An 18,325-nucleotide genomic window follows, 5' to 3' on the forward strand; every position below is an offset into this window, starting at 1 on the left:
CCGTACTGGCAAGTCCGCGCCGTGTTCTGGCACCAAGTGATGCCCGCCCTTCAACGCGGAGCTGAACTCGAGCCAGGAGACACGACATGACAGCGTATCTGATCGCGGACATCAAAGTGACTGACGGAAAGTGGGTGCCGGACTACGCCGCGTCCGTCCACGAGCTGGTGCACAAGCATGGCGGCAAGTATCTTTCCCGCAGCGGCAATGTGAAAACTCTTGAAGGTGCCCCTCTCGACACATCGCTGATCGCGATCATGTCTTTTCCCACGGCGAAAGCGGCGGAGTCCTTCGTTACTGATCCCGCCTACGGCCGATTCGCGGCAGCGCGCAGGGGCGGCAGCGAGAGCCGCTTCCAGTTGATCGACGATACGGACTTGGCCGGCACGATCCCCTATCTCGCCAAGGCTTGAACTGCGTCTTCGTCAAAAACCCGGCCGCAGGCGCAGACGTGCCCGGCCAACACAGGAGATCGAATGAACGATTCACTCGCCGGCGCCGGCCTGCTTCGCATGCTTTTAGTAGCTTGCAGCGTGGCCTTCGTGCTCGGACTCTCCGGCGTCGCGTCGGCCCGGGTCACACGGTGCGACATTACGTGGGTCAGCTGCAACAATACCTCTGCGAAATGCTCGAGCGAGAGACGGTGCATGCGCAGGTGCGACGAGAAGTATATCAAATGCAGCGGGGGCTCGGCCTCCCTGCAACTGGAGCAGCCGATCGACCTTCCGGAACTTGGCAGACGCCGCTCGTAGCAGATCGATCCAAGGAGGACAGCGCAGCGCCGGTCGTCGGCGCTGCGCTGTCGTGTTGGCGCTAGCCGGGTGGCCTGCCGCCCACCACAACGCCCGCCCTCTTCTCGATCGGCTTGATCGCCGCGGTGAAATCGGACTCGGCGCCTTCCGTGCTGATGACCGTCTCCCACAACCGGCAGACCGCCTCCGCGACCTCCATCGACAGGCCGAGCTGCTTCATCTCCTCCAGCGCCAGCCGCACGTCCTTCACCATCAATCCCGTGGCGAAGCCGAAGTCGAAGCTGCGCGGCAGCACCGAGCGCGGAAACTTGTCGCGGCTCGCGGTGTTCATGCCGGAGCCGGCATTGATGACGTCGATCATCACGGCGGGATCGAGCCCCGCCTTGACGCCCATCACCACCGCTTCCGAGGTCGCCACGATCGCGGTGGCCGACAAGAAGTTGTTGGCGAGCTTCATGGTCTGCGCCGCGCCGGGCTTCTCGCCAATGAAGAACACTTTCCCGATGACGTCGAGCGCGGGCTTGAGCAGCTCGAACTCGGTCTTCGGCCCCGAGACCATTACCGCGAGAGTGCCTTTCTCGGCGCCGCCGACGCCGCCGGAAACTGGGCAATCGATCTGCACGATGTCATGCTTGGCGAGCAGGCCGTGAATCTTCACCGCCATCGCTGAGCCGACGGTGGAGAGATCGACGAAGCGTTTGACGCGGCTTCCCTCGATCACGCCGTTCGGCCCCGTCGCAACCGCGAGCGAAGCCTGCAGCGAAGGCAGGCTCGCCATGACGGTCTCGACCTGGTCGGCGACGTCCTTCGGCGACGTCGCCGCAGTGGCGCCGCGCGCCACCAGCTTGTCGACGACCTCCTGGCGCGTGTCGAATACGACGAGCCGGTGGCCGGCCTCGATCAGCCGCCGTGCCATCGGGAAACCCATATTTCCGAGGCCGATGAATCCGATGTCCATGGTGTTTCCTTGTGGTGATTATTCGTTGTTGTTGATCGGCCCGTATCCATCCTCGGTGTCTTCCTGGCGAAAGCCAGGACCCATTACCCCAGGGAGACGTTTTGGCGCGAAGTGGCAACTCCGAGTGCCCGTAACCACACCTGCCAGTGGCTATGGGTCCGGCTTTCGCCAGGACGACATGGGGACGTCGCGTCCCCGTCCTTCACGCCGGCACCCCTCACGCCTTGCCGTCGATCTCCGCGAACACCTCGCGCGCGATTCGAAAACTGTCAACCGCGGCCGGCATGCCGCCATAGATTGCGACCTGCATCAGGATCTCGCGGATCTCGTCGCGGCTGACGCCGTTGGTGAGTGCACCCTTCAGATGCGCGCGGAATTCGTGCTGACGATTGAGGATCGCGATCATCGCGATGTTGAGCATGCTGCGGGTCTTGCGCGGCAGCTCCTCGCGGCCCCACACCGTGCCCCAGCAATATTCGTTGAGCATCTCCTGGAACGGACGGTTGAAGTCGTCGACGGTCTTCAGGGCGTTGTTGACATAGGCCTCGCCCAACACTGCTTTGCGGACTTCCAGGCCCTTGTCGTGCATCTTCTTGTCCATGGTGTTTCCTTTGTTTTCCTTGGCTGTCGGCGCGGAAATTACGGGGTTGCGGCGGGCCAGTCACGTCCTCGTGTTATGCGGGAAAAGGGGTGTCTCCCGTACAGGAACGGATGCCTCAGTGCTGCCGTTGTGGTACGCTTCTCTACCGGGCAACCTGGAGAGTTGATTGAACGGCGTCACCCCCGACCCGTCAGACCCGATCCGCGATGGCGACGCTCTGTCGCGGCTGAAGCTGGCGCAAGCCCTGCAGCGGGCCACTTATGCCATCGCGTGGGAGCGTGCCTGGCCAAATTTGGCGCGGCTTCTCACCGTCGTCGGTCTGTTCCTGGTGGTGTCCTGGGCCGGCCTCTGGCTGGCGCTGCCGTCCATTGCCCGCGCCATCGGTCTCGTCGTTTTCGCCGGCGTCGCGATTGTCACCCTGTTCCCGTTGAGTCGCTTCCGCTGGCCGAGCCGCGAGGAGGCGCTGGCCCGACTCGACCGCGGCTCCGGCATCCGTCACCGGCCGGCCACCACGCTGACGGACACGCTGAGCTCGCAGGACCCGGTTGCGCAGGCCTTGTGGCGGGCGCAGCGTGAGCGCACGCTGGCTTCGATCAAGCGCATCCGCGCCGGTCTGCCGAAGCCCCGGCTCGCTCTGCATGATCCCTGGGCGCTGCGCGCGCTGGTCATGGTGATGCTGGTTGCGACCTTCTTCGCTGCCGGCGACGAGCGTGCGATGCGGCTCGGGGCCGCCTTCCACTGGAACGGCGTGCTGGCCCCGACGAATGTTCGCGTCGATGCCTGGGTCACGCCGCCGCTCTACACCGGCAAGCCGCCGGTCATTCTGTCGGCCGCGAACAAGGAGGCCGCCGCGCTGCCGGCCAGCGGTCCGCTTGCCGTTCCCGCCGGCTCGACCCTGATCGTTCGCTCCTCCGGCGGCAGCCTTGATGTTGTCGTCTCCGGCGGCCTCAAGGAAGTAGCGCCCACCGAAGCCGCGCCCAAGGGCACCAACGAGAAGCATTTTGCCATCAGCGGCGACGGCACCGCGCATGTCCGCGCGCCCTCCGGCCAGCCGCAATGGGCGTTTGCGGCAACGCCGGACCGCGCGCCGACGATCGCGCTGGCCAAGGATCCCGAGCGCCAGGCCCGTGGCGGACTCCAGCTCACCTACAAGATCGAGGACGATTACGGCGTCACCGGCGCCGATGCGCAAATCGGCCTGCGTGCCGCCGATACCAAAGATGGTGTCAAGGATGGCAGCAAGGAGGCCGACACCAAGGCCGCCGCGCGGCCGCTATTCCAGCCGCCGCAATTCCCGCTCGTGCTGCCGAATGCGCGCACCCGCAACGGCGTCGGTCAGACGGTGAAGGACCTCAGCGAGGATCCCTATGCCGGTGCCGATGTCACGCTGACCCTCACCGCCAAGGACGAGGCCGGCAACGAGGCCAAGAGCGAGCCCTTCAACATGCGCCTGCCCGAGCGGCTGTTCACCAACTTGCTCGCGCGCGCGCTGGTCGAGCAGCGCCGCATCCTGGCGCTCGACGCCAACAAGAATTCGGATGTCTACGCCGCCCTCGACGCGCTGATGATCGCACCCGAATTGTTCACGCCGGATGCGGGCTGCTATCTCGGCCTGCGCAGTCTGGCGCTGCAGCTGGAAGCCGCCCGCACCGACGACGCGCTGCGCGATGTAGTGGGAAGCATGTGGGCGTTCGCGGTCACCATCGAGGACGACGGTGTCGCCGGCAGCGTCAACGCCGCGCTGCGCTCGGCTCAGGACGCGCTCAAGCGGGCGCTGGAACGCGGCGCCAGCGAGGACGAGATCAAAGCGCTGACGCAAAAGCTTCGCGAGGCGATGGCCGGCAAGGTGCGCGATCTCGCCCGGCGCGCCGAGCAGAATCCGCTTGGACCCCGGCAGCCTTTCCCGGCAGAGGTTCAGCTCATCCTCGACAAGGCGGTCGAGCTGCGACAGAAGACCCAGCATGCCAAGCCCGAGCAGCTCGAAGAGCTGGCGCAGCAGCAGGACGTCTTGCGCCAGCAGCTGCAGGCCTATCGGAAGTCGGCGAACAGCCGGGCGAAGGGGGGCGAGGACGGCGCCAATCAGTTTACGCGGGACCGGAAATGCGGAAGCTAGCGCGCGTGCCAGTCGTGAAGGCGATCTCGATCGCCTGTCTTGCCCTCCTCCTGGGAGGCTTCCCCGCTGCCGTCTCGGCCCAGCAGGACCAGGATCCCGATGCGCTGCTCGATAGCGCGGAAAAGGCGATGCAGGAGTCCGGCGACAGCCTCAGGCAAAAGGAGTCCGGACGGAGCCTGAACAATCAATCCGATGCGATTCAGAAGCTCGAGGACTACAAGCGCGCGACGGAAAAGAGCCAATCCTCCAATCGCGATCGTTCCGTCATCACGCAGCGCGATCTCGACGAGCTGTTGAAGCAGATCGAGAAGGCCGCGAAGGAAGGCAATCGCGAGGCGGCCCAGCGCCTGCTCGAGCAGCTCGCGCAGATCATGGAAAACCTCCAGATGGCGCAGCCCGGGCAATCCGGCGACAGCGACATGGAGCAGGCGCTCAACGAGCTCAGCGACATGATCCGCAAGCAGCAGCAATTGCGCGACAAGACTTTCAAGCAGGGGCAGGATTCCCGGCGTGAGCGCTCGCGCGGCAAGCAGCAGGGCGACCAGTCGATGTCGGATCTCCAGCAGGATCAGCAGTCGCTGCGCGACCGCCTGAAGAAGCTGCAGGACGAGCTCGCCAAGCGCGGCCTCACGCAGAAGGGGCAAAAGGGCCAGAAGAGCCAGGGCCAGAAGGGGCAAAAGGGTCAGCAGGGCGAGCAGGGACAGCCGGGCCAGGATGGCGATCAGGACGGTGACCAGGGCGATGACGACGGCAGTCTGGACGCCGCCGACGGGGCCATGGGCGATGCCGGCTCGCAGCTCGGCGAAGGCAATTCGGATGGTGCCGTGGACTCGCAGGGGAAAGCTCTCGAGGCCTTGCGCAAGGGCGCGCAGAAGATGGCCGAGGCGATGCAGCAGGGCGATGGCGACGGGCAGGGCGATGGCCCCGGCAACCGGCCCGGTCGTCAGCAGAGCGGCGGCAATCAGACCGATCCGCTCGGTCGCCCACTTCACGGCCGCGATCTGAGCGACGACTACACGGTCAAGATCCCCGGCGAGATCGACGCCCAGCGCGTCCGCCGCATCCTCGAGGAGCTCCGCCGCCGCTTGGGGGACAGCTCGCGCCCGCAGATCGAGCTCGATTACATCGAGCGGCTGCTGAAGGATTTTTGAGTTCTCTGTCATTGCCCGGCTTGACCGGGCGATCCAGTACTCCGACACGGTTGTGATTCAATCGAGAGGCTGCGGCTACTGGATGCCCCGGTCAAGCCGGGGCATGACAGCGGAATACGTGGCGCCCCGACGCCGCTACCCCTTCTTCGCCGCCAGCGCGTCCGCCACCGCCGTGCGGATGTCGGCGACCGAGAACGGCTTGGTCACGACGTCATGCACCAGCGCATTGAGGTTCGAGGCGCGCTCGCGCTGGTCGGCAAAGCCGGTCATCAGCAGAATGGTCAAATCGGGGAAATCGCGTGCGACGGAAAGCGCCAGCGCGATGCCGTCCATCACCGGCATCTGGATGTCGGTGAGCAGCAGGTCGAACCTGCCGTCCGCGCGCGTGAGGATCTCCAGCGCCTCGGCGCCGTCTTGCGCGGTGACGATCTCGTGGCCGTCCATGGCGATGGCGCGCGCCACCAGCTGGCGCATCGAATCCTCGTCGTCGGCGATCAGGATCTTGGACATGAGACCAACCTTGGGATCAATCTCGCCACCAACTTTGCCTGCGAGACCTGCGAAATCGATTATACGCTGCCGCCGGCGATGTCGCGCCGGTTGAAGAAGCGAACGTCGATATTGCGGCCCTCCGGCGGCGGCGAGGCCAGGCGCGAGCGGAAGAAGGCGCGCTCGCCGGGCTGTAATACGGTCTGTTCCAGAACGGCGTTCCAGGCGTAGATTTCCGCGCCTTGCGCGTCGCGCACTGCGAAGCGCAAGCGGGGAATGTCGAGCGGCTTCTTGCCCTGTCCCACGATCACGCCCTCGATCACCAGCACCTGCTTACCGTCTACTGTCTCGCTGGAGAGCTTGACGTCCTTGAAGGCGAGTGCGCGCAGGTTAACTTCGAGGCCGACCATCCTGTAGAAGGCTGCCGTCTGCGGCAGCAGCCGCACCATGTCTCCGCGCCAGATCACCAGCGCCAGGACCAGCGCGCCCATGGCGGCGCAGGCGGTCGGCAGGCCGAAATGGGATTTTCGCGGGGCCGCCGGACGGCGCACTCGCGCGCCGCGGCGACGGCCGAACAGGCCACGGAACCAGGACTGGTGCTGTTCGCCGCCGACTTCCTCCTCAACGGATCGGGCGGCCGCGGACCATTCGTCCTCGGTGTCGGCGGCTTCCTGGTCCGGCCAGTCGCTGGCGATCGAGGGGCTGTCAACGACAGGCGCGTCAGCGGCTCCGTCGTCCTGGGCATAGGAGTTCCATTGCTCGGCGAGATCGGCCTGGTCGTCGGCCCGGCTGGCCGCGGCCATGGCCGGCACAGATGCCTCCTCGATGGCATCCTCGGCATGGGCGACCCACGTTTCCTTGCAACGGGAACAGCGCACGGTCCGGCCGTTCGCCCCAAGGCTCGCGGGCTTGATGGCGTAGGATGTCGTACAATGAGGGCAGACGATATGCATGGACGAGCCTTGATGCATGGACAAGTCTTGATCGTGACACGGTCGTGGAGAACCGAGACGGAAAGATGCTACCAATTATGCTACAGGACGACCGTTAACGAACCGGAAACCATAACGGCCGCAAAACCCGCGGATCGCGTGTGGCGGAGCACAGCCGTGCGGCCCGCGGCCTCTCTCGAACGGAGCTGAGCTTGGTTCGGTTCGAAAATGTCGGATTGCGTTACGGCCTGGGGCCCGAGGTCCTGCGCGACCTCAACTTCCAGATCCCGGCGCATTCCTTCCAGTTCCTCACCGGCCCGTCCGGCGCCGGCAAGACCTCGTTGCTGCGCCTGTTGTTCCTCTCGCATCGCCCGACGCGGGGGCTCGTCAACTTGTTCGGTCACGACATCTCGCAGCTCGGCAAGGACGAGATCGCAGACTTGCGCAAGCGCATCGGCATCGTGCTCCAGGATTTCCGCCTGCTCGATCACATGACGACCTATGAAAACGTGGCGCTGCCGTTCCGCGTGATGGGCCGCAGCGAATCGAGCTACCGCAAGGAGGTCATCGATCTCCTGAAATGGGTTGGGCTCGGCGAGCGCATGGACGCGCTGCCGCCGATCCTGTCCGGCGGCGAAAAGCAGCGCGCGGCAATCGCGCGCGCCGTGATCTCGCGGCCGCAGCTGCTGCTGGCCGACGAGCCAACCGGCAGCGTCGATCCGACGCTCGGCCGCCGCCTGCTGCGGCTGTTCATCGAGCTCAACAAGTCAGGCACCGCCGTCATCATCGCCACCCACGATATCGCCCTGATGGACCAGTACGAGGCGCGACGCTTCGTGCTGCACCAGGGACGGCTGCACGTCTATGAATAGGCCCGACGAGCGCGGCGTGCTGGTCGATCTCGGGCAGGAGGGGCCGCCGCTTCCGGCCCGGGCGCGCAATATGTCGCCGATCGTGCCGCGCGCCTCGATCCACGGCCGCGCGCTGGTCGCCGTTGTCGCCATCATGACCTTCCTGGCCTCGATGACGACCGGCACGGTGCTGCTGGTGAGCGCCTCCGCCGCCGAATGGCAGTCGGATGTCGCGAGCGAGATCACCATTCAGGTCCGGCCGCAGACGGGCCGCGATCTCGAACGCGACACCGCGGCGGTGACCGAGGCCATGCGCGCGCAAGCCGGCATCGTCGAGGTCAAGCCGTTCACGAAGGACGAGAGCGGCAAGCTACTCGAGCCCTGGCTCGGCACCGGGCTGTCGATGGACGATCTGCCGGTCCCGCGCATGATCATCGCGCGCGTGCAGCCCGGCACGGCGCTCGATCTCGGCGCCTTGCGCGCCCGCGTGACCCAGGTGGCGCCAAGCGCCAGCGTCGACGATCACCGCGCCTGGATCGAGCGCATGCGCTCGATGACCAACGCCACCGTGCTCGCCGGTCTCGGCATCCTCGCGCTCGTCATCGTCGCCACCATCATCTCGGTGTCGTTCGCAACCCGCGGCGCCATGGCGGCGAACCGTCCGATCGTCGAGGTGCTGCATTTCGTCGGCGCCGGCGACCGCTACATCGCCAACCGCTTCCTGCGTCATTTCCTCAGGCTGGGGCTGGAGGGCGGCGTGATCGGCGGCGGCGCCGCCATGCTGGTGTTCGGCTTCTCCGAGTCGATTGCAGGCTGGTTTTCGGGCACTCCCGTCGGCGACCAGTTCGCCGCGCTGCTCGGCACCTTCTCGCTGCGGCCATCCGGCTACATCGTGCTCGCGGTGCAGGCCGTGCTGATCGGCGCCATCACCGCGGTCGCCTCGCGCCAGACGCTGTTCGCGACGCTGAATGATGTCGATTGAGATGGTTTTCTTCCTTCTCCCCTTGTGGGAGAAGGTGGCGCGAAGCGCCGGATGAGGGGTTCTATCCACGTGCACGAACGTCGAGGCGAGTTCGCGGAGACATACCCCTCACCCGTCTCGCCGCTATCGCGGCGAGCCACCCTCTCCCACAAGGGGAGAGGGGAAAGCTGGTTCGCGGCCCCAGCGCTTCGCCACATAGTTTGAGGCCGACAAACCGGACTCCACTTCGCCTCAAAACGTCCTAAAATCACCTCTGGGAAGGGATCACCGACATCGCATGAGCGCGCCGACCGCCGATCGATCGCCGAAACTGCCGCGCGGGTGGCTGCGCGCGGCCGTGATGTCGACGATTGCGCTCGCCTTCGTCGGCGCGGCGGCGGGCTTTATTGCGTTTCTGTCGCAATTGCGCGGCGCCGAGATCGCGCCGGACCGCAAGGCGGACGGCATCGTGGTGCTCACCGGCGGCTCCTCGCGGGTGTCGGATGCGATGGAGCTGCTCGCTGCCGGCTACGGCAGGAGGCTCCTGATCTCCGGCGTACACCCGACCTCGACGGCGAGCGACATCTCCCGGACGCTGCCGGAGAACCAGTCTTTCATGCGTTGCTGCGTCGATCTCGACCGCACCGCGGTCTCGACCCGCGGCAATGCCGCGGAAGCGCGGCGCTGGGCCGCGGGACGCGGCTTCAAATCGCTGATCGTGGTCACCTCGAACTATCATATGCCGCGCGCGCTGGTGGAATTCTCGCATGCGATGCCGGAGGCGACACTGATCCCGTTCGTGGTGGTCGGCGACAAATGGCGCGACGAGCCGTGGTGGACCTCGGCGTCCACTTTGCGGCTGCTGCTGTCGGAATATGTCAAGTATATCGCGGCGGAGGTCAGGGTGCGGCTGGAGGATTTCGGGATTGACCTTTCGCCCGAGATGTCGGAGCAGCCTTCCGGGCTGCAGGCGAAGCGGCCCGCCACCGCACAGGCCAATTGATCGGCAACTGATCGGCAATTGATCGGATCCTCGATGTTCTTGATTTTCCTGCGATCGCTCGTGTTCAACGTGCTGTTCTACACCGTGCTGGTGTGCCTCGCGATCGTGGCGCTGCCGACCTTCGCATTGCCGCCGCGCGCCATGCTCACGGTCGCGCAATGGTGGGCAAAGGCGACGCTGTTTCTGATGCGGGCTGTCTGCAACATCAAGGTGGAATTCCGCGGCCTCGAAAAGATCCCGAGGGGACCATTGGTCGTTGTGGCGAAGCACCAGTCGTTCTGGGAGACGTTCGTCTTGCCGGGCTTCTTCGACCGTCCGATTTTCATCCTCAAGCGTCAGCTCATGCAGATCCCGGTGTTCGGCCAGTTCCTGGTCAAGACCGGGATGATCGCGATCGACCGCAATGCCGGCGTCAAGGCGCTGCTGGACATGACGCGGCGGGCGCGGGAGGCGGTGCGCAGCGGCGGGCAGCTCGTGATCTTTCCCGAAGGCACGCGCCGCGCCCCGGGCGCGCCACCGGACTACAAGAGCGGCTTCGCGCAGATCTATTCGTCCTGCGGCGCGCCGTGCCTGCCGATCGCGCTCAATTCCGGCCTGTTCTGGCCGCGCCGCACCTTCATGCGCTATCCCGGCACGCTGGTGGTGGAATTCCTCGATCCGCTGCCGCCGGGCTTGCCCAAGGACGAGTATCTCTCCCGTGTGCAAACGGTGATCGAAGACGCGACCGGTCGCCTCGTCGAAGCGGGCCGCAAGGAGCAGGAGCAGCTGATCGGCTCGGCGCCGAGCTATGCGCCGTTGGAGAGCTAGCGGTTTTCCCGATCGTCCGCCGGAGCCGGCGCGTGCGGAGAATGCGCATCACCATGCAGCATCATGGCAAGCTGATGCAGCTGCGCATCGCGAAAGCCTTCGGCCTCGATCGCCTTCACCGTCGCAGTCACGTAGTCGCGGTTGGCGCCGGACTGGCCGTGGCCCTGGAGCACGTGGCGATGCTGGTCGGTGAGCGACAGCCGACCGGCATATTGCACATGGCCGCGGTCGACGACATAGGCGAGCGCGGAGACGCGCTGCCGCGCATCGTTCTCCAGCCACACCGAGCGCATGACTTCGCGATAGACCGACGTCACCTGCTCGCGCGCGCGCAGATAGGCGACGACGTCGGCGCGGTTCTTTTCGGCGACGCGGAAGGCGATGCCGCGGCAGGCGCCGCCGCGGTCGAGGCCGAGCACCAGACCCGGCTTCTCCGGCGTGCCACGGTGGACGAAGGAATAGACACAGAGCGCGCGGTGCTCGCCGACCAGCCGCGCGGGGACGCGCTCCTCGAATTCGAAACCCGGCCGCCACATCAGCGAGCCGTAGCCGAACACCCAGAGGTCGCCTTTGGCTGTGGTGACGGAGGGGAGGGTGATTTCCGACATTTCGGGCACGGCTACCAGAACCGCGCTCCCAAGCGAAGCGAATTCTCCGCCTTTCGGAGCACGCCAACCTCGCTTACATTTGACAAAATCAGGGGTCAAAGGGTCGCCGCATGTCCGATATGACCGTTGCCGCACGCCGGCGCTCCCGCTGGGGCCTTTTCATCGCCCCTGTCATCCTCCTGATCCTCGCGGTGGCGTGGAGCTGCTTCTGGTTCTATGCGGCGTCGCAGGCCGAAATCGCCGCCGATGCCTGGCGCGCGCAGGAGGCCAAATCCGGCCGCGTCTATGATTGCGCCAAGCGCTCGATCGCGGGCTTCCCCTTCCGCTTCGAGGTCCGGTGTTCGGGCGCCAGCGTCGCCCTGGTGTCGCAGAACGCCAGCAAGACGCCGTTCACGGCGAAGCTCGACAACATCCTGGTCGTCGCCCAAGTCTACGATCCCAAGCGCGTCATCGCCGAATTTACCGCACCCGCGACGCTCACTGACGGCGTCACGCAGAGCACCTTCGTGGTGAACTGGAGCAAGGGTCGCAGCAGTGTGGTCGGCCTGCCCGCCGTGCCGGAGCGCGCTTCCATCGTGTTCGAGGAGCCGACCGTCAGTCGTGTCGACGGCAGCATGCAGGTGCCGCTCGCGCGCGCAAAACAGGTCGAGCTGCATGGACGCCTTGCGGATGGATCTCCGTCCGATCATCCCGTGATCGAGACCGTGCTCCAGATCGCGCAGGGCAGCGTCCAGGGCGTTCATCCGCTGCTCGCCGAGCCGTTCGAGGCCGACACGCGGGCGAAGATCACCGGACTGTCCGATCTCACGCCAAAGCCGTGGCCGCAGCGCTTCCGCGAGATCCAGGCCGCCGGCGGCCATATCGAGATCGTGCAGTCCCGCATCCAGCAGGGCGAGATGATCGCGGTTGCGGCCGGCACGCTCGGGCTCTCGGCAAACGGCCGCCTCGATGGCGAATTGCAGATGACCGTGACGGGCCTGGAGCGCGTGATCCCCGCGCTCGGCATCGAGAAGATGCTGCAGGAGGGGGTGCCGCAGGCGACCCTCGATCGCGTCGCGCCCGGCGTGAAGTCGCAGGACCTCAACAATCTGTTCGGTGCGCTCGACCGTGCCGTTCCCGGCCTCGGCAAGGTCATCAAGCAGAACGCCAATGCAGGCGTTGCCGCCGGCATCAATTCGATCGGCACCGAGAGCACGCTGGAAGGCAAGAAGGCTCGCAGCTTCCCGCTGAAGTTCGTCGACGGCGCCGTGCTGCTCGGCCCGGTCAAGGTCGGCCAGATCCCGCCGCTGTATTAGGTCGTGAATTCATAAACCTGCCGGGCGGACAGCTCGGTCCGTCTGATGCGTTCGAAACTGTGAACAGATCGTTTCTGCGAAGAGCTTCTTGTCGGCGCCGGTGACGCAACCTGCGAGGTCCTCTCCTGCGTCGGGCGAGGAGTGCGACAGTGCGTCTGGACAGGTAGCGTTCTGCCGCCCTATTGAAGACCAACTGACGGCTCTAAGGCCGCGCCCAAATTATCTGGGGTTCGGGGGAAACAATGCGCGCGTTGAATTGTCTCGTGGCAGCATCGCTGCTCGTTGCCTCGCTTCAGACCGCAACCGCAAAGGATAGCGAACATTGGGTGGTGTCCTGGACGGGCGCGGTTCAGGGCCCATACCCCGTCGGCAATCCGTCAGCCCAGCCCGAACAGAAATTCGCGTTTCCCGAGCCTGCGGCCGGTGCGCGGGACCAGACCTTTCGCCTGATCGTGCGGCCGGATATCTGGGGCCGTCAGGCCCGCATCCGGCTCAGCAACGCCTTCGGCACCAAACCCGTCACGTTTGACGGCGTTTACGTCGGCCTGCAGTCGGGCAGTGCCGCGTTGATCCGCGGCTCCAACATTCCGGTTACGTTCGCCGGCACGGCTTCCGTTACGGTGTCGCCGGGGAATTCGGTCTGGAGCGATGCGATCGCGCTGCCGTTTGCAAAGCGGCCCGATGACCTCGCCGGCCGCCGGCTTGCGGTCAGTTTTCATGTCGCCGGCCAGAGCGGCCCGATGACCTGGCACGCCAAAGCGCTGACCACCTCCTATGTCAGTGCGCCCGGCGCCGGCGCGAAGGGCGCCCTGGAAGACGAGGCTTCCTTCCCCTATGCGACTGCGTCATGGTTCTTCCTCGATGCGATCGAGATGACTGCGCCTGCCGATGCCTTCGCCATCATGGCGTTTGGGGATTCGATTACCGACGGGACCGCCTCAACCATGAATGGCGACGATCGCTGGCCCAACGTGCTGTCGCGTCGCCTGAAGGCAGTCTACGGCAACAAGGTTGCCGTAGTGAATGGCGGCATCGGTGGCAACCAAATCGCAGGCCCGGCCGAATATGGTCCCGACAAACCGTACGCGGGCGGCCCCGCTTCGGGCCAGCGGCTCGAGCGTGACGTGCTGTCGCTGTCCGGCATATCGAGCCTGATCTGGCTGGAAGGTATCAACGATTTCAGCAAGAACGGCAATTTTACCGCCGACCAAGTCATCGCCGCGATGAAGGATCGTGTCGCGAGGCTACGTGCGAAATGGCCGCAAGCCCGGATCATCGGCGCCACCGTCGTTTCGGCATTGGGTAGCACCAGCGCGGCACATGGTTTTCCCGAGCAGGATGACAAGCGCAAGGCGCTCAACGCATTCATCCGTAGCTCGGGGACATTCGACGGTGTAATCGATTTTGATCGGGCGACGCTCGATCCGGCCTCGGGTGGCCTCAAGCCGGAGTTCGTTCCCGAAAGCACGACTGGTGGCGCCGGCGACAAGCTTCATCCCAACCGCACCGGATATCTGGCGATGGGACAGGCCATCGACCTCGAGCTGTTCAAGCCGGGAAAGATTAGCCGTAGCGCGAAGCAGTAGGATGGATTCAGAGTCTCCTCTCTCCATTCATCGCCCTCAGCTGTCGTAACTCCCTCCATGCGGGTTACGAGCTGAACTCACGGCCGCTTCGCCGGATCGTGATGACCGGCCGGGAATGCCGAGCCGCAAACTCCGCTCTCTCTCCATGTCGGCCGCACGATGATGCGGTCGCCCAGGCAGGAGAGATATCATGACCAAGTCCAGGCTGTTCATTGCCGGTATCGCCATCTCGACCACGCTCGCGACGCCCGCGTTTGCGCAGTGGCAATGGCAGTTGCAGGAGCCGGCAGCATACGCCTCGATGTATCCGAACGGTGATCGCAACGTCTCGAATCCGACGACGCGGGAGACGATGGCCTTCGTCCCCTCGCCGAAATCACCGCGCCCAATGGTGATGCGCGCGACCAAGGGCAAATAGCCGCCATCCACCACTTGCCCGTCGCGAACTGGGCCCGGTCATGTCCCGGCCGGGCCCAATGCGCGTTGCCTTGAACGAGGCCTCGAAAAGTTGCCTTGGACAATCGCGACAGTCGCGCGTGCGGATCGACAGCCAACGAAAATATTCCGAACAGGATCGTCAGGAAAACGTGATGCACAAGATGCACGGCGCCGCGAATAACCGCAGCCGCATTCAAATCACTCCACACCAGGGAAGCATGCATGCGCCGGAGATGGCGCGCGGAATCCAATCCGCTTCCCAAATGGAGGAAGCTTCAAATGCGGATCATCAATTGCGGACTGATGCTGGGTATTCTCGCTGCCTGTTCAGGGCAGGCGCATGCCGACGACAATGTCACAACCGAAATCCACTCGCTGAAGGCGAAGCTGAAGGAGCTCCAGCAGCGCGTGGACTCCGAGGCGCGCAAGACGCGACAGGGTGAAGCGCAGGCGAAGGCCGTTCAGTTACCAGCAAGTTACAAGGCGCTCGCCGCCGATCCATGTGCGGCCGGCAAGGTCTGCTACAAGGGCGTGACGTTGACCTTCGGTGGCTGGGTCGATCTCACCGGCGTCTACCGCTCGCGGAATCTCGCTTCCGATACCGGCTCGGTCTACAACTTCATCCCCTATCAGCAGAGCCGCAACTTCAACATCCCGGAAACGCGCTTCTCGGCACGCCAGAGCAGGTTCTCGGTGCTGGCCGAGGGCAATGCCGATGCCGACACGCACCTCGCGGGTTATGGCGAGATCGATTTCGAAGGTGCGGCTCAGACGGCGAGCTCGGTTGCGACCAACTCGTTCAATCCGCGCATGCGGCAGCTCAGCCTGGAACTGGACCGCAGCGATCTCGGTCTTCACTTCCTCGCCGGGCAATCCTGGTCGCTGAACGCGCCGACCAAGTCCGGCATCGATCCTCGTGGCGTCGATGCGCCCGGCGTGATCGACTTCGAATCCGTTCCGGGATTTCTTGCCTGAATCAGGTGCCCGACGTCACGGTCAAGGCCGCCTGGGACCCAAGGCTCGGGCCCTATAAGTTGCATGTCGAGGGGTGGGCGCTCTACCGCCAGCTGTTCGACCGTTTCAACAACGCCAACCACCCCTACGACACCGGAAGCTTCGGCGGACACATCTTCGTCGAGCTGATTCCGAAAACCCTCGATCTTCAGCTCTATGGCTCGCACGGCGTGCTGGGCCGCTTCACGGCAACACCGTTCGCCGACGCGGCGGTGGCGCAGGACGGCACCCTCCTCCCGCTGACGATCACGGCGGCCGCCGTCGGCCTGATCTGGCACGCGACGCCCAGCCTCGATGTCTACTCCTATGCAGGCCTCGAAAAGGCCAAGGCGAATTTCGCCAATGTTGGAACGGTGCCGTTCGGCTACGGCAATCCGCTCTACAACAACACCGGCTGCTTCACCGAAAACTCGGCGGGCGCGACCTGCAACGGCAACACCAGGGAGGTTCGGCAGATCACGGCCGGGATCTACGACACCATCTACCAAGGCAATTTCGGCACGCTCAAAGCCGGCCTGCAATATTCCTACACGCAACGGTTCGCGTTCGCCGGCGTCGGCGGCGCGCCGAAGACCGACGACAACGTCGTCATGACGCAGATCCGGTACTACCCATTCTAGTCACGGAGCCACGCAGGCTCGTAGCCCGGATGGAGAGAAGCGCGATCCGGGAATCCTGCCTCAAGCGACGGAAGTCCCGGATTACGCCTGCGCTCCATCCGGGCCACTTCGGTGCTACGGCTTGTTGCCGAGCTGCGCATGCGGCCGGCCGAAATCGGGCGCGGCCGAATCCTGGCCGATTTCGACAATGCCGCGGCGGATGGCGCGGGTGCGGGTGAAGTGGTCGAACAGCGCCTCGCCATCGCCGCGGCGGATTGCGCGGGTGAGCTTTGCCAGATCCTCAGTGAAGGTGCCGAGCATCTCCAGCACGGCTTCCTTGTTGGCGAGGAAGACGTCGCGCCACATCGTCGGATCGGAGGCGGCGATGCGCGTGAAGTCGCGAAAGCCGCCGGCGGAGAACTTGATGACCTCTGACTCCGTCACCTGCGCCAGCTCGTCGGCGGTGCCGACGATGGTGTAGGCGATCAGATGCGGCAGATGGCTGGTGATCGCGAGCACGAGATCATGATGATCCGGCGTCATGATCTCGACCTTGGCACCCATCGCCGCCCAGAACGCGCGCAGGCGATCGGTGGCAGCCGCATCAACGCCCTCCGGCGGGGTGAGGATGCACCAGCGGTTGATGAAGAGCTCGGCGAAGCCGGAATCGGGACCCGAATGCTCGGTGCCTGCGACGGGATGCGCCGGCACGAAATGGACGCCTTCCGGCAGGTGCGGCGCCATATCCCTGACGATGGCGCCCTTGACCGAGCCGACGTCGGAGATGATCGCGCCGGGTTTGAGATGCGCGGAGATCTCCTGCGCCACCGGGCCGCAGGCGCCGACGGGAATGCAGAGGATGACGAGATCGGCGTCCTTCACGGCTTCCGCATTGGTCGCGACGACCTGATCGACGATGCCGAGCTCCATCACGCGTGCGCGCGTCTTCTCCGAGCGCGCGGTGGTGACGATCTCGGAAGCCAGACCCTGGAGCTTCGCGGCGCGTGCGATCGAGCCCCCGATCAGGCCGAAGCCGATCAGCGCGACGCGCTGGAAGTGCGGGGTCGCGCTCATCGTCCGGCCATGAAGTCGCGCAGGCCCTCGACGACGAGGCGGTTGGCCTCCTCGGTGCCGATGGTCATGCGCAGCGAATGCGGCAGGCCGTAGTTCTTCAAGCCGCGCAGCACCAGCCCGCGCTTGGTGAGGAAGGCGTCGGCTGCGTCCGAGGTCTTGCCCTCGGTCGGGAAGTGGATCAGCACGAAATTGGCGACGCTCGGCGTCACCTTCAGCCCGAGCTTGCCGATCTCCTCGGCGAGCCAGTTGCGCCAGGTCTCGGTGAAATGCTTCGACATGGCCTGGTGCGCTGTGTCCTCGATCGCGGCAACGGCGGCGTACATGGCCGGCGTCGACACGTTGAAGGGACCCCGGATGCGGTTGACCGCGTCGATGATGTGCTCGGGGCCGAACATCCAGCCGATGCGCAGCGCCGCAAGACCATGGATCTTGGAGAAGGTGTGGGTCACCACCGTGTTTTCGGTGGTCGCGACCAGCTCGATCCCCATCTCGTAATCGTTGCGCGAGACGTAGTCGCAATAGGCTGCGTCCAGCACCAGCAGCACGTGCGAGGGCAGGCCGGCGCGCAGGCGCTTGACCTCGTCGAACGGCACATAGGTGCCGGTCGGATTGTTGGGGTTGGCGAGCCAGACCAGCTTTGTCTTCGGCGTCACCGCCTTGAGGATGGCGTCGACATCGCAGGTGAGGTTCTTCTCGGCCGCGATGACATTCTTCGCGCCGACCGCCATGGTCGCGATCGGATAGACCAGAAAGCCGTGCGTGGTCGAGATCGCCTCGTCACCGTGGCTGAGATAGGTGTGGGCGAGCAGGTTGAGGATCTCGTCCGAGCCGGCGCCGCAGATGACGCGGTTGGGATCGAGCCCGAAGGTGCGCCCGATTGCTTCGCGCAGCACGCGCGAGGTTCCTTCCGGATAGTCTTCCAGATGATCCGCCACCTGCTTGAACGCCTCGATCGCCTTCGGCGAGGGCCCGAACGGCGTCTCGTTGGCCGAGAGCTTGAACACCTTGCGGCCAGGCTCTGCCACCGGGGTCTTGCCGGGCGTGTAGGGCGCAATATCGAGAATGCCGGGATTCGGCACGGGGCGGGACATCT

At 65.1% G+C, this 18,325-nt stretch carries 19 protein-coding genes; 12 read left to right on the plus strand and 7 right to left on the minus strand.

Going from position 1 to position 18,325, the window contains the following annotated elements; all coding sequences use genetic code 11:
* The first annotated feature begins 86 nt into the window (after positions 1–86).
* Positions 87–413 carry a DUF1330 domain-containing protein gene (locus IVA93_RS03745; protein ID WP_018453248.1) on the plus strand — a complete coding sequence of 109 codons (327 nt, stop codon included), beginning with the start codon at positions 87–89 and terminating at the stop codon, positions 411–413.
* Positions 414–813: 400 nt separating this feature from the next.
* Here IVA93_RS03745 and IVA93_RS03750 read toward each other — a convergent pair whose 3' ends face one another.
* Together IVA93_RS03750 and IVA93_RS03755 are read right to left on the minus strand one after the other, a co-directional pair.
* Entirely contained in the window at positions 814–1,710 is an 897-nt protein-coding gene (locus IVA93_RS03750) for an NAD(P)-dependent oxidoreductase (protein WP_018453250.1), read from the minus strand.
* A gap of 217 nt (positions 1,711–1,927) precedes the next feature.
* Positions 1,928–2,311 carry a carboxymuconolactone decarboxylase family protein gene (locus IVA93_RS03755; protein ID WP_007597318.1) on the minus strand — a complete coding sequence of 128 codons (384 nt, stop codon included), beginning with the start codon at positions 2,309–2,311 and terminating at the stop codon, positions 1,928–1,930.
* A gap of 166 nt (positions 2,312–2,477) precedes the next feature.
* Here IVA93_RS03755 and IVA93_RS03760 point away from each other — a divergent pair, with 166 nt between their 5' ends.
* Positions 2,478–4,424: a TIGR02302 family protein gene (locus tag IVA93_RS03760; protein WP_018453251.1), complete on the plus strand. Its 1,947-nt coding sequence runs from the start codon at positions 2,478–2,480 to the stop codon at positions 4,422–4,424.
* Entirely contained in the window at positions 4,412–5,575 is a 1,164-nt protein-coding gene (locus IVA93_RS03765) for a DUF4175 family protein (RefSeq protein ID WP_085350740.1), read from the plus strand. Before IVA93_RS03760 ends, IVA93_RS03765 begins: the two co-directional genes overlap by 13 nt.
* Positions 5,576–5,710: 135 nt before the next feature.
* Here IVA93_RS03765 and IVA93_RS03770 read toward each other — a convergent pair whose 3' ends face one another.
* Positions 5,711–6,085: a response regulator gene (locus IVA93_RS03770; RefSeq protein WP_018453253.1), complete on the minus strand. Its 375-nt coding sequence runs from the start codon at positions 6,083–6,085 to the stop codon at positions 5,711–5,713.
* Between the two features lie 59 nt (positions 6,086–6,144).
* The gene (locus IVA93_RS03775) at positions 6,145–7,017 is read right to left on the minus strand and encodes an MJ0042-type zinc finger domain-containing protein (protein ID WP_026232495.1); all 873 of its coding nucleotides are present in this window, start codon (positions 7,015–7,017) and stop codon (positions 6,145–6,147) included.
* Between the two features lie 191 nt (positions 7,018–7,208).
* Between IVA93_RS03775 and ftsE the strand changes: the two genes are divergently transcribed.
* The 4 genes from ftsE to IVA93_RS03795 all read left to right on the plus strand — a co-directional run bounded on the left by ftsE (position 7,209) and on the right by IVA93_RS03795 (position 10,618).
* The gene (ftsE, locus tag IVA93_RS03780) at positions 7,209–7,868 is read left to right on the plus strand and encodes a cell division ATP-binding protein FtsE (RefSeq protein WP_008135325.1); all 660 of its coding nucleotides are present in this window, start codon (positions 7,209–7,211) and stop codon (positions 7,866–7,868) included.
* Entirely contained in the window at positions 7,861–8,829 is a 969-nt protein-coding gene (locus IVA93_RS03785) for a cell division protein FtsX (protein WP_007597308.1), read from the plus strand. The genes ftsE and IVA93_RS03785 overlap by 8 nt, the downstream gene beginning before the upstream one ends.
* Before the next feature lie 277 nt (positions 8,830–9,106).
* Entirely contained in the window at positions 9,107–9,811 is a 705-nt protein-coding gene (locus tag IVA93_RS03790) for a YdcF family protein (protein WP_018453256.1), read from the plus strand.
* 33 nt (positions 9,812–9,844) lie between these two features.
* Entirely contained in the window at positions 9,845–10,618 is a 774-nt protein-coding gene (locus IVA93_RS03795; RefSeq protein ID WP_085361285.1) for a lysophospholipid acyltransferase family protein, read from the plus strand.
* Here IVA93_RS03795 and IVA93_RS03800 read toward each other — a convergent pair.
* Positions 10,615–11,226 carry a gamma-glutamylcyclotransferase gene (locus IVA93_RS03800; RefSeq protein WP_018453258.1) on the minus strand — a complete coding sequence of 204 codons (612 nt, stop codon included), beginning with the start codon at positions 11,224–11,226 and terminating at the stop codon, positions 10,615–10,617. The two genes, IVA93_RS03795 and IVA93_RS03800, sit on opposite strands and share 4 nt — an antisense overlap.
* Positions 11,227–11,336: 110 nt before the next feature.
* Between IVA93_RS03800 and IVA93_RS03805 the strand changes: the two genes are divergently transcribed.
* From IVA93_RS03805 to IVA93_RS03825, 5 genes are all read left to right on the plus strand, one after another.
* Positions 11,337–12,521, plus strand: coding sequence for a DUF2125 domain-containing protein (locus tag IVA93_RS03805; RefSeq protein ID WP_247789703.1), 1,185 nt, complete (start codon positions 11,337–11,339; stop codon positions 12,519–12,521).
* Positions 12,522–12,763: 242 nt separating this feature from the next.
* A complete protein-coding gene (locus IVA93_RS03810) occupies positions 12,764–14,107 on the plus strand; it encodes a GDSL-type esterase/lipase family protein (protein WP_247299294.1) in 1,344 nt (447 codons plus the stop codon).
* A 190-nt stretch (positions 14,108–14,297) separates the two neighbouring features.
* On the plus strand, positions 14,298–14,525 hold the full coding sequence (locus IVA93_RS03815) for a hypothetical protein (protein WP_018453261.1): 228 nt from the start codon (positions 14,298–14,300) through the stop codon (positions 14,523–14,525).
* 299 nt (positions 14,526–14,824) lie between these two features.
* Positions 14,825–15,520 carry a hypothetical protein gene (locus tag IVA93_RS03820; RefSeq protein WP_240543318.1) on the plus strand — a complete coding sequence of 232 codons (696 nt, stop codon included), beginning with the start codon at positions 14,825–14,827 and terminating at the stop codon, positions 15,518–15,520.
* A 5-nt stretch (positions 15,521–15,525) separates the two neighbouring features.
* Positions 15,526–16,179 (plus strand): hypothetical protein, encoded by a 654-nt coding sequence (locus IVA93_RS03825; RefSeq protein ID WP_245288367.1) that lies wholly within the window; start codon positions 15,526–15,528, stop codon positions 16,177–16,179.
* A gap of 114 nt (positions 16,180–16,293) precedes the next feature.
* Here the strand turns inward: IVA93_RS03825 and IVA93_RS03830 are convergent, their stop codons facing one another.
* Positions 16,294–17,232 (minus strand): prephenate/arogenate dehydrogenase family protein, encoded by a 939-nt coding sequence (locus IVA93_RS03830; protein ID WP_018453262.1) that lies wholly within the window; start codon positions 17,230–17,232, stop codon positions 16,294–16,296.
* On the minus strand, positions 17,229–18,323 hold the full coding sequence (locus IVA93_RS03835; RefSeq protein WP_026232497.1) for a pyridoxal phosphate-dependent aminotransferase: 1,095 nt from the start codon (positions 18,321–18,323) through the stop codon (positions 17,229–17,231). Before IVA93_RS03835 ends, IVA93_RS03830 begins: the two co-directional genes overlap by 4 nt.
* Between the last annotated feature and the right edge of the window lie 2 nt (positions 18,324–18,325).

It is taken from the genome of Bradyrhizobium sp. 155, from assembly GCF_023101105.1.
GTDB lineage: Bacteria > Pseudomonadota > Alphaproteobacteria > Rhizobiales > Xanthobacteraceae > Bradyrhizobium > Bradyrhizobium canariense_D.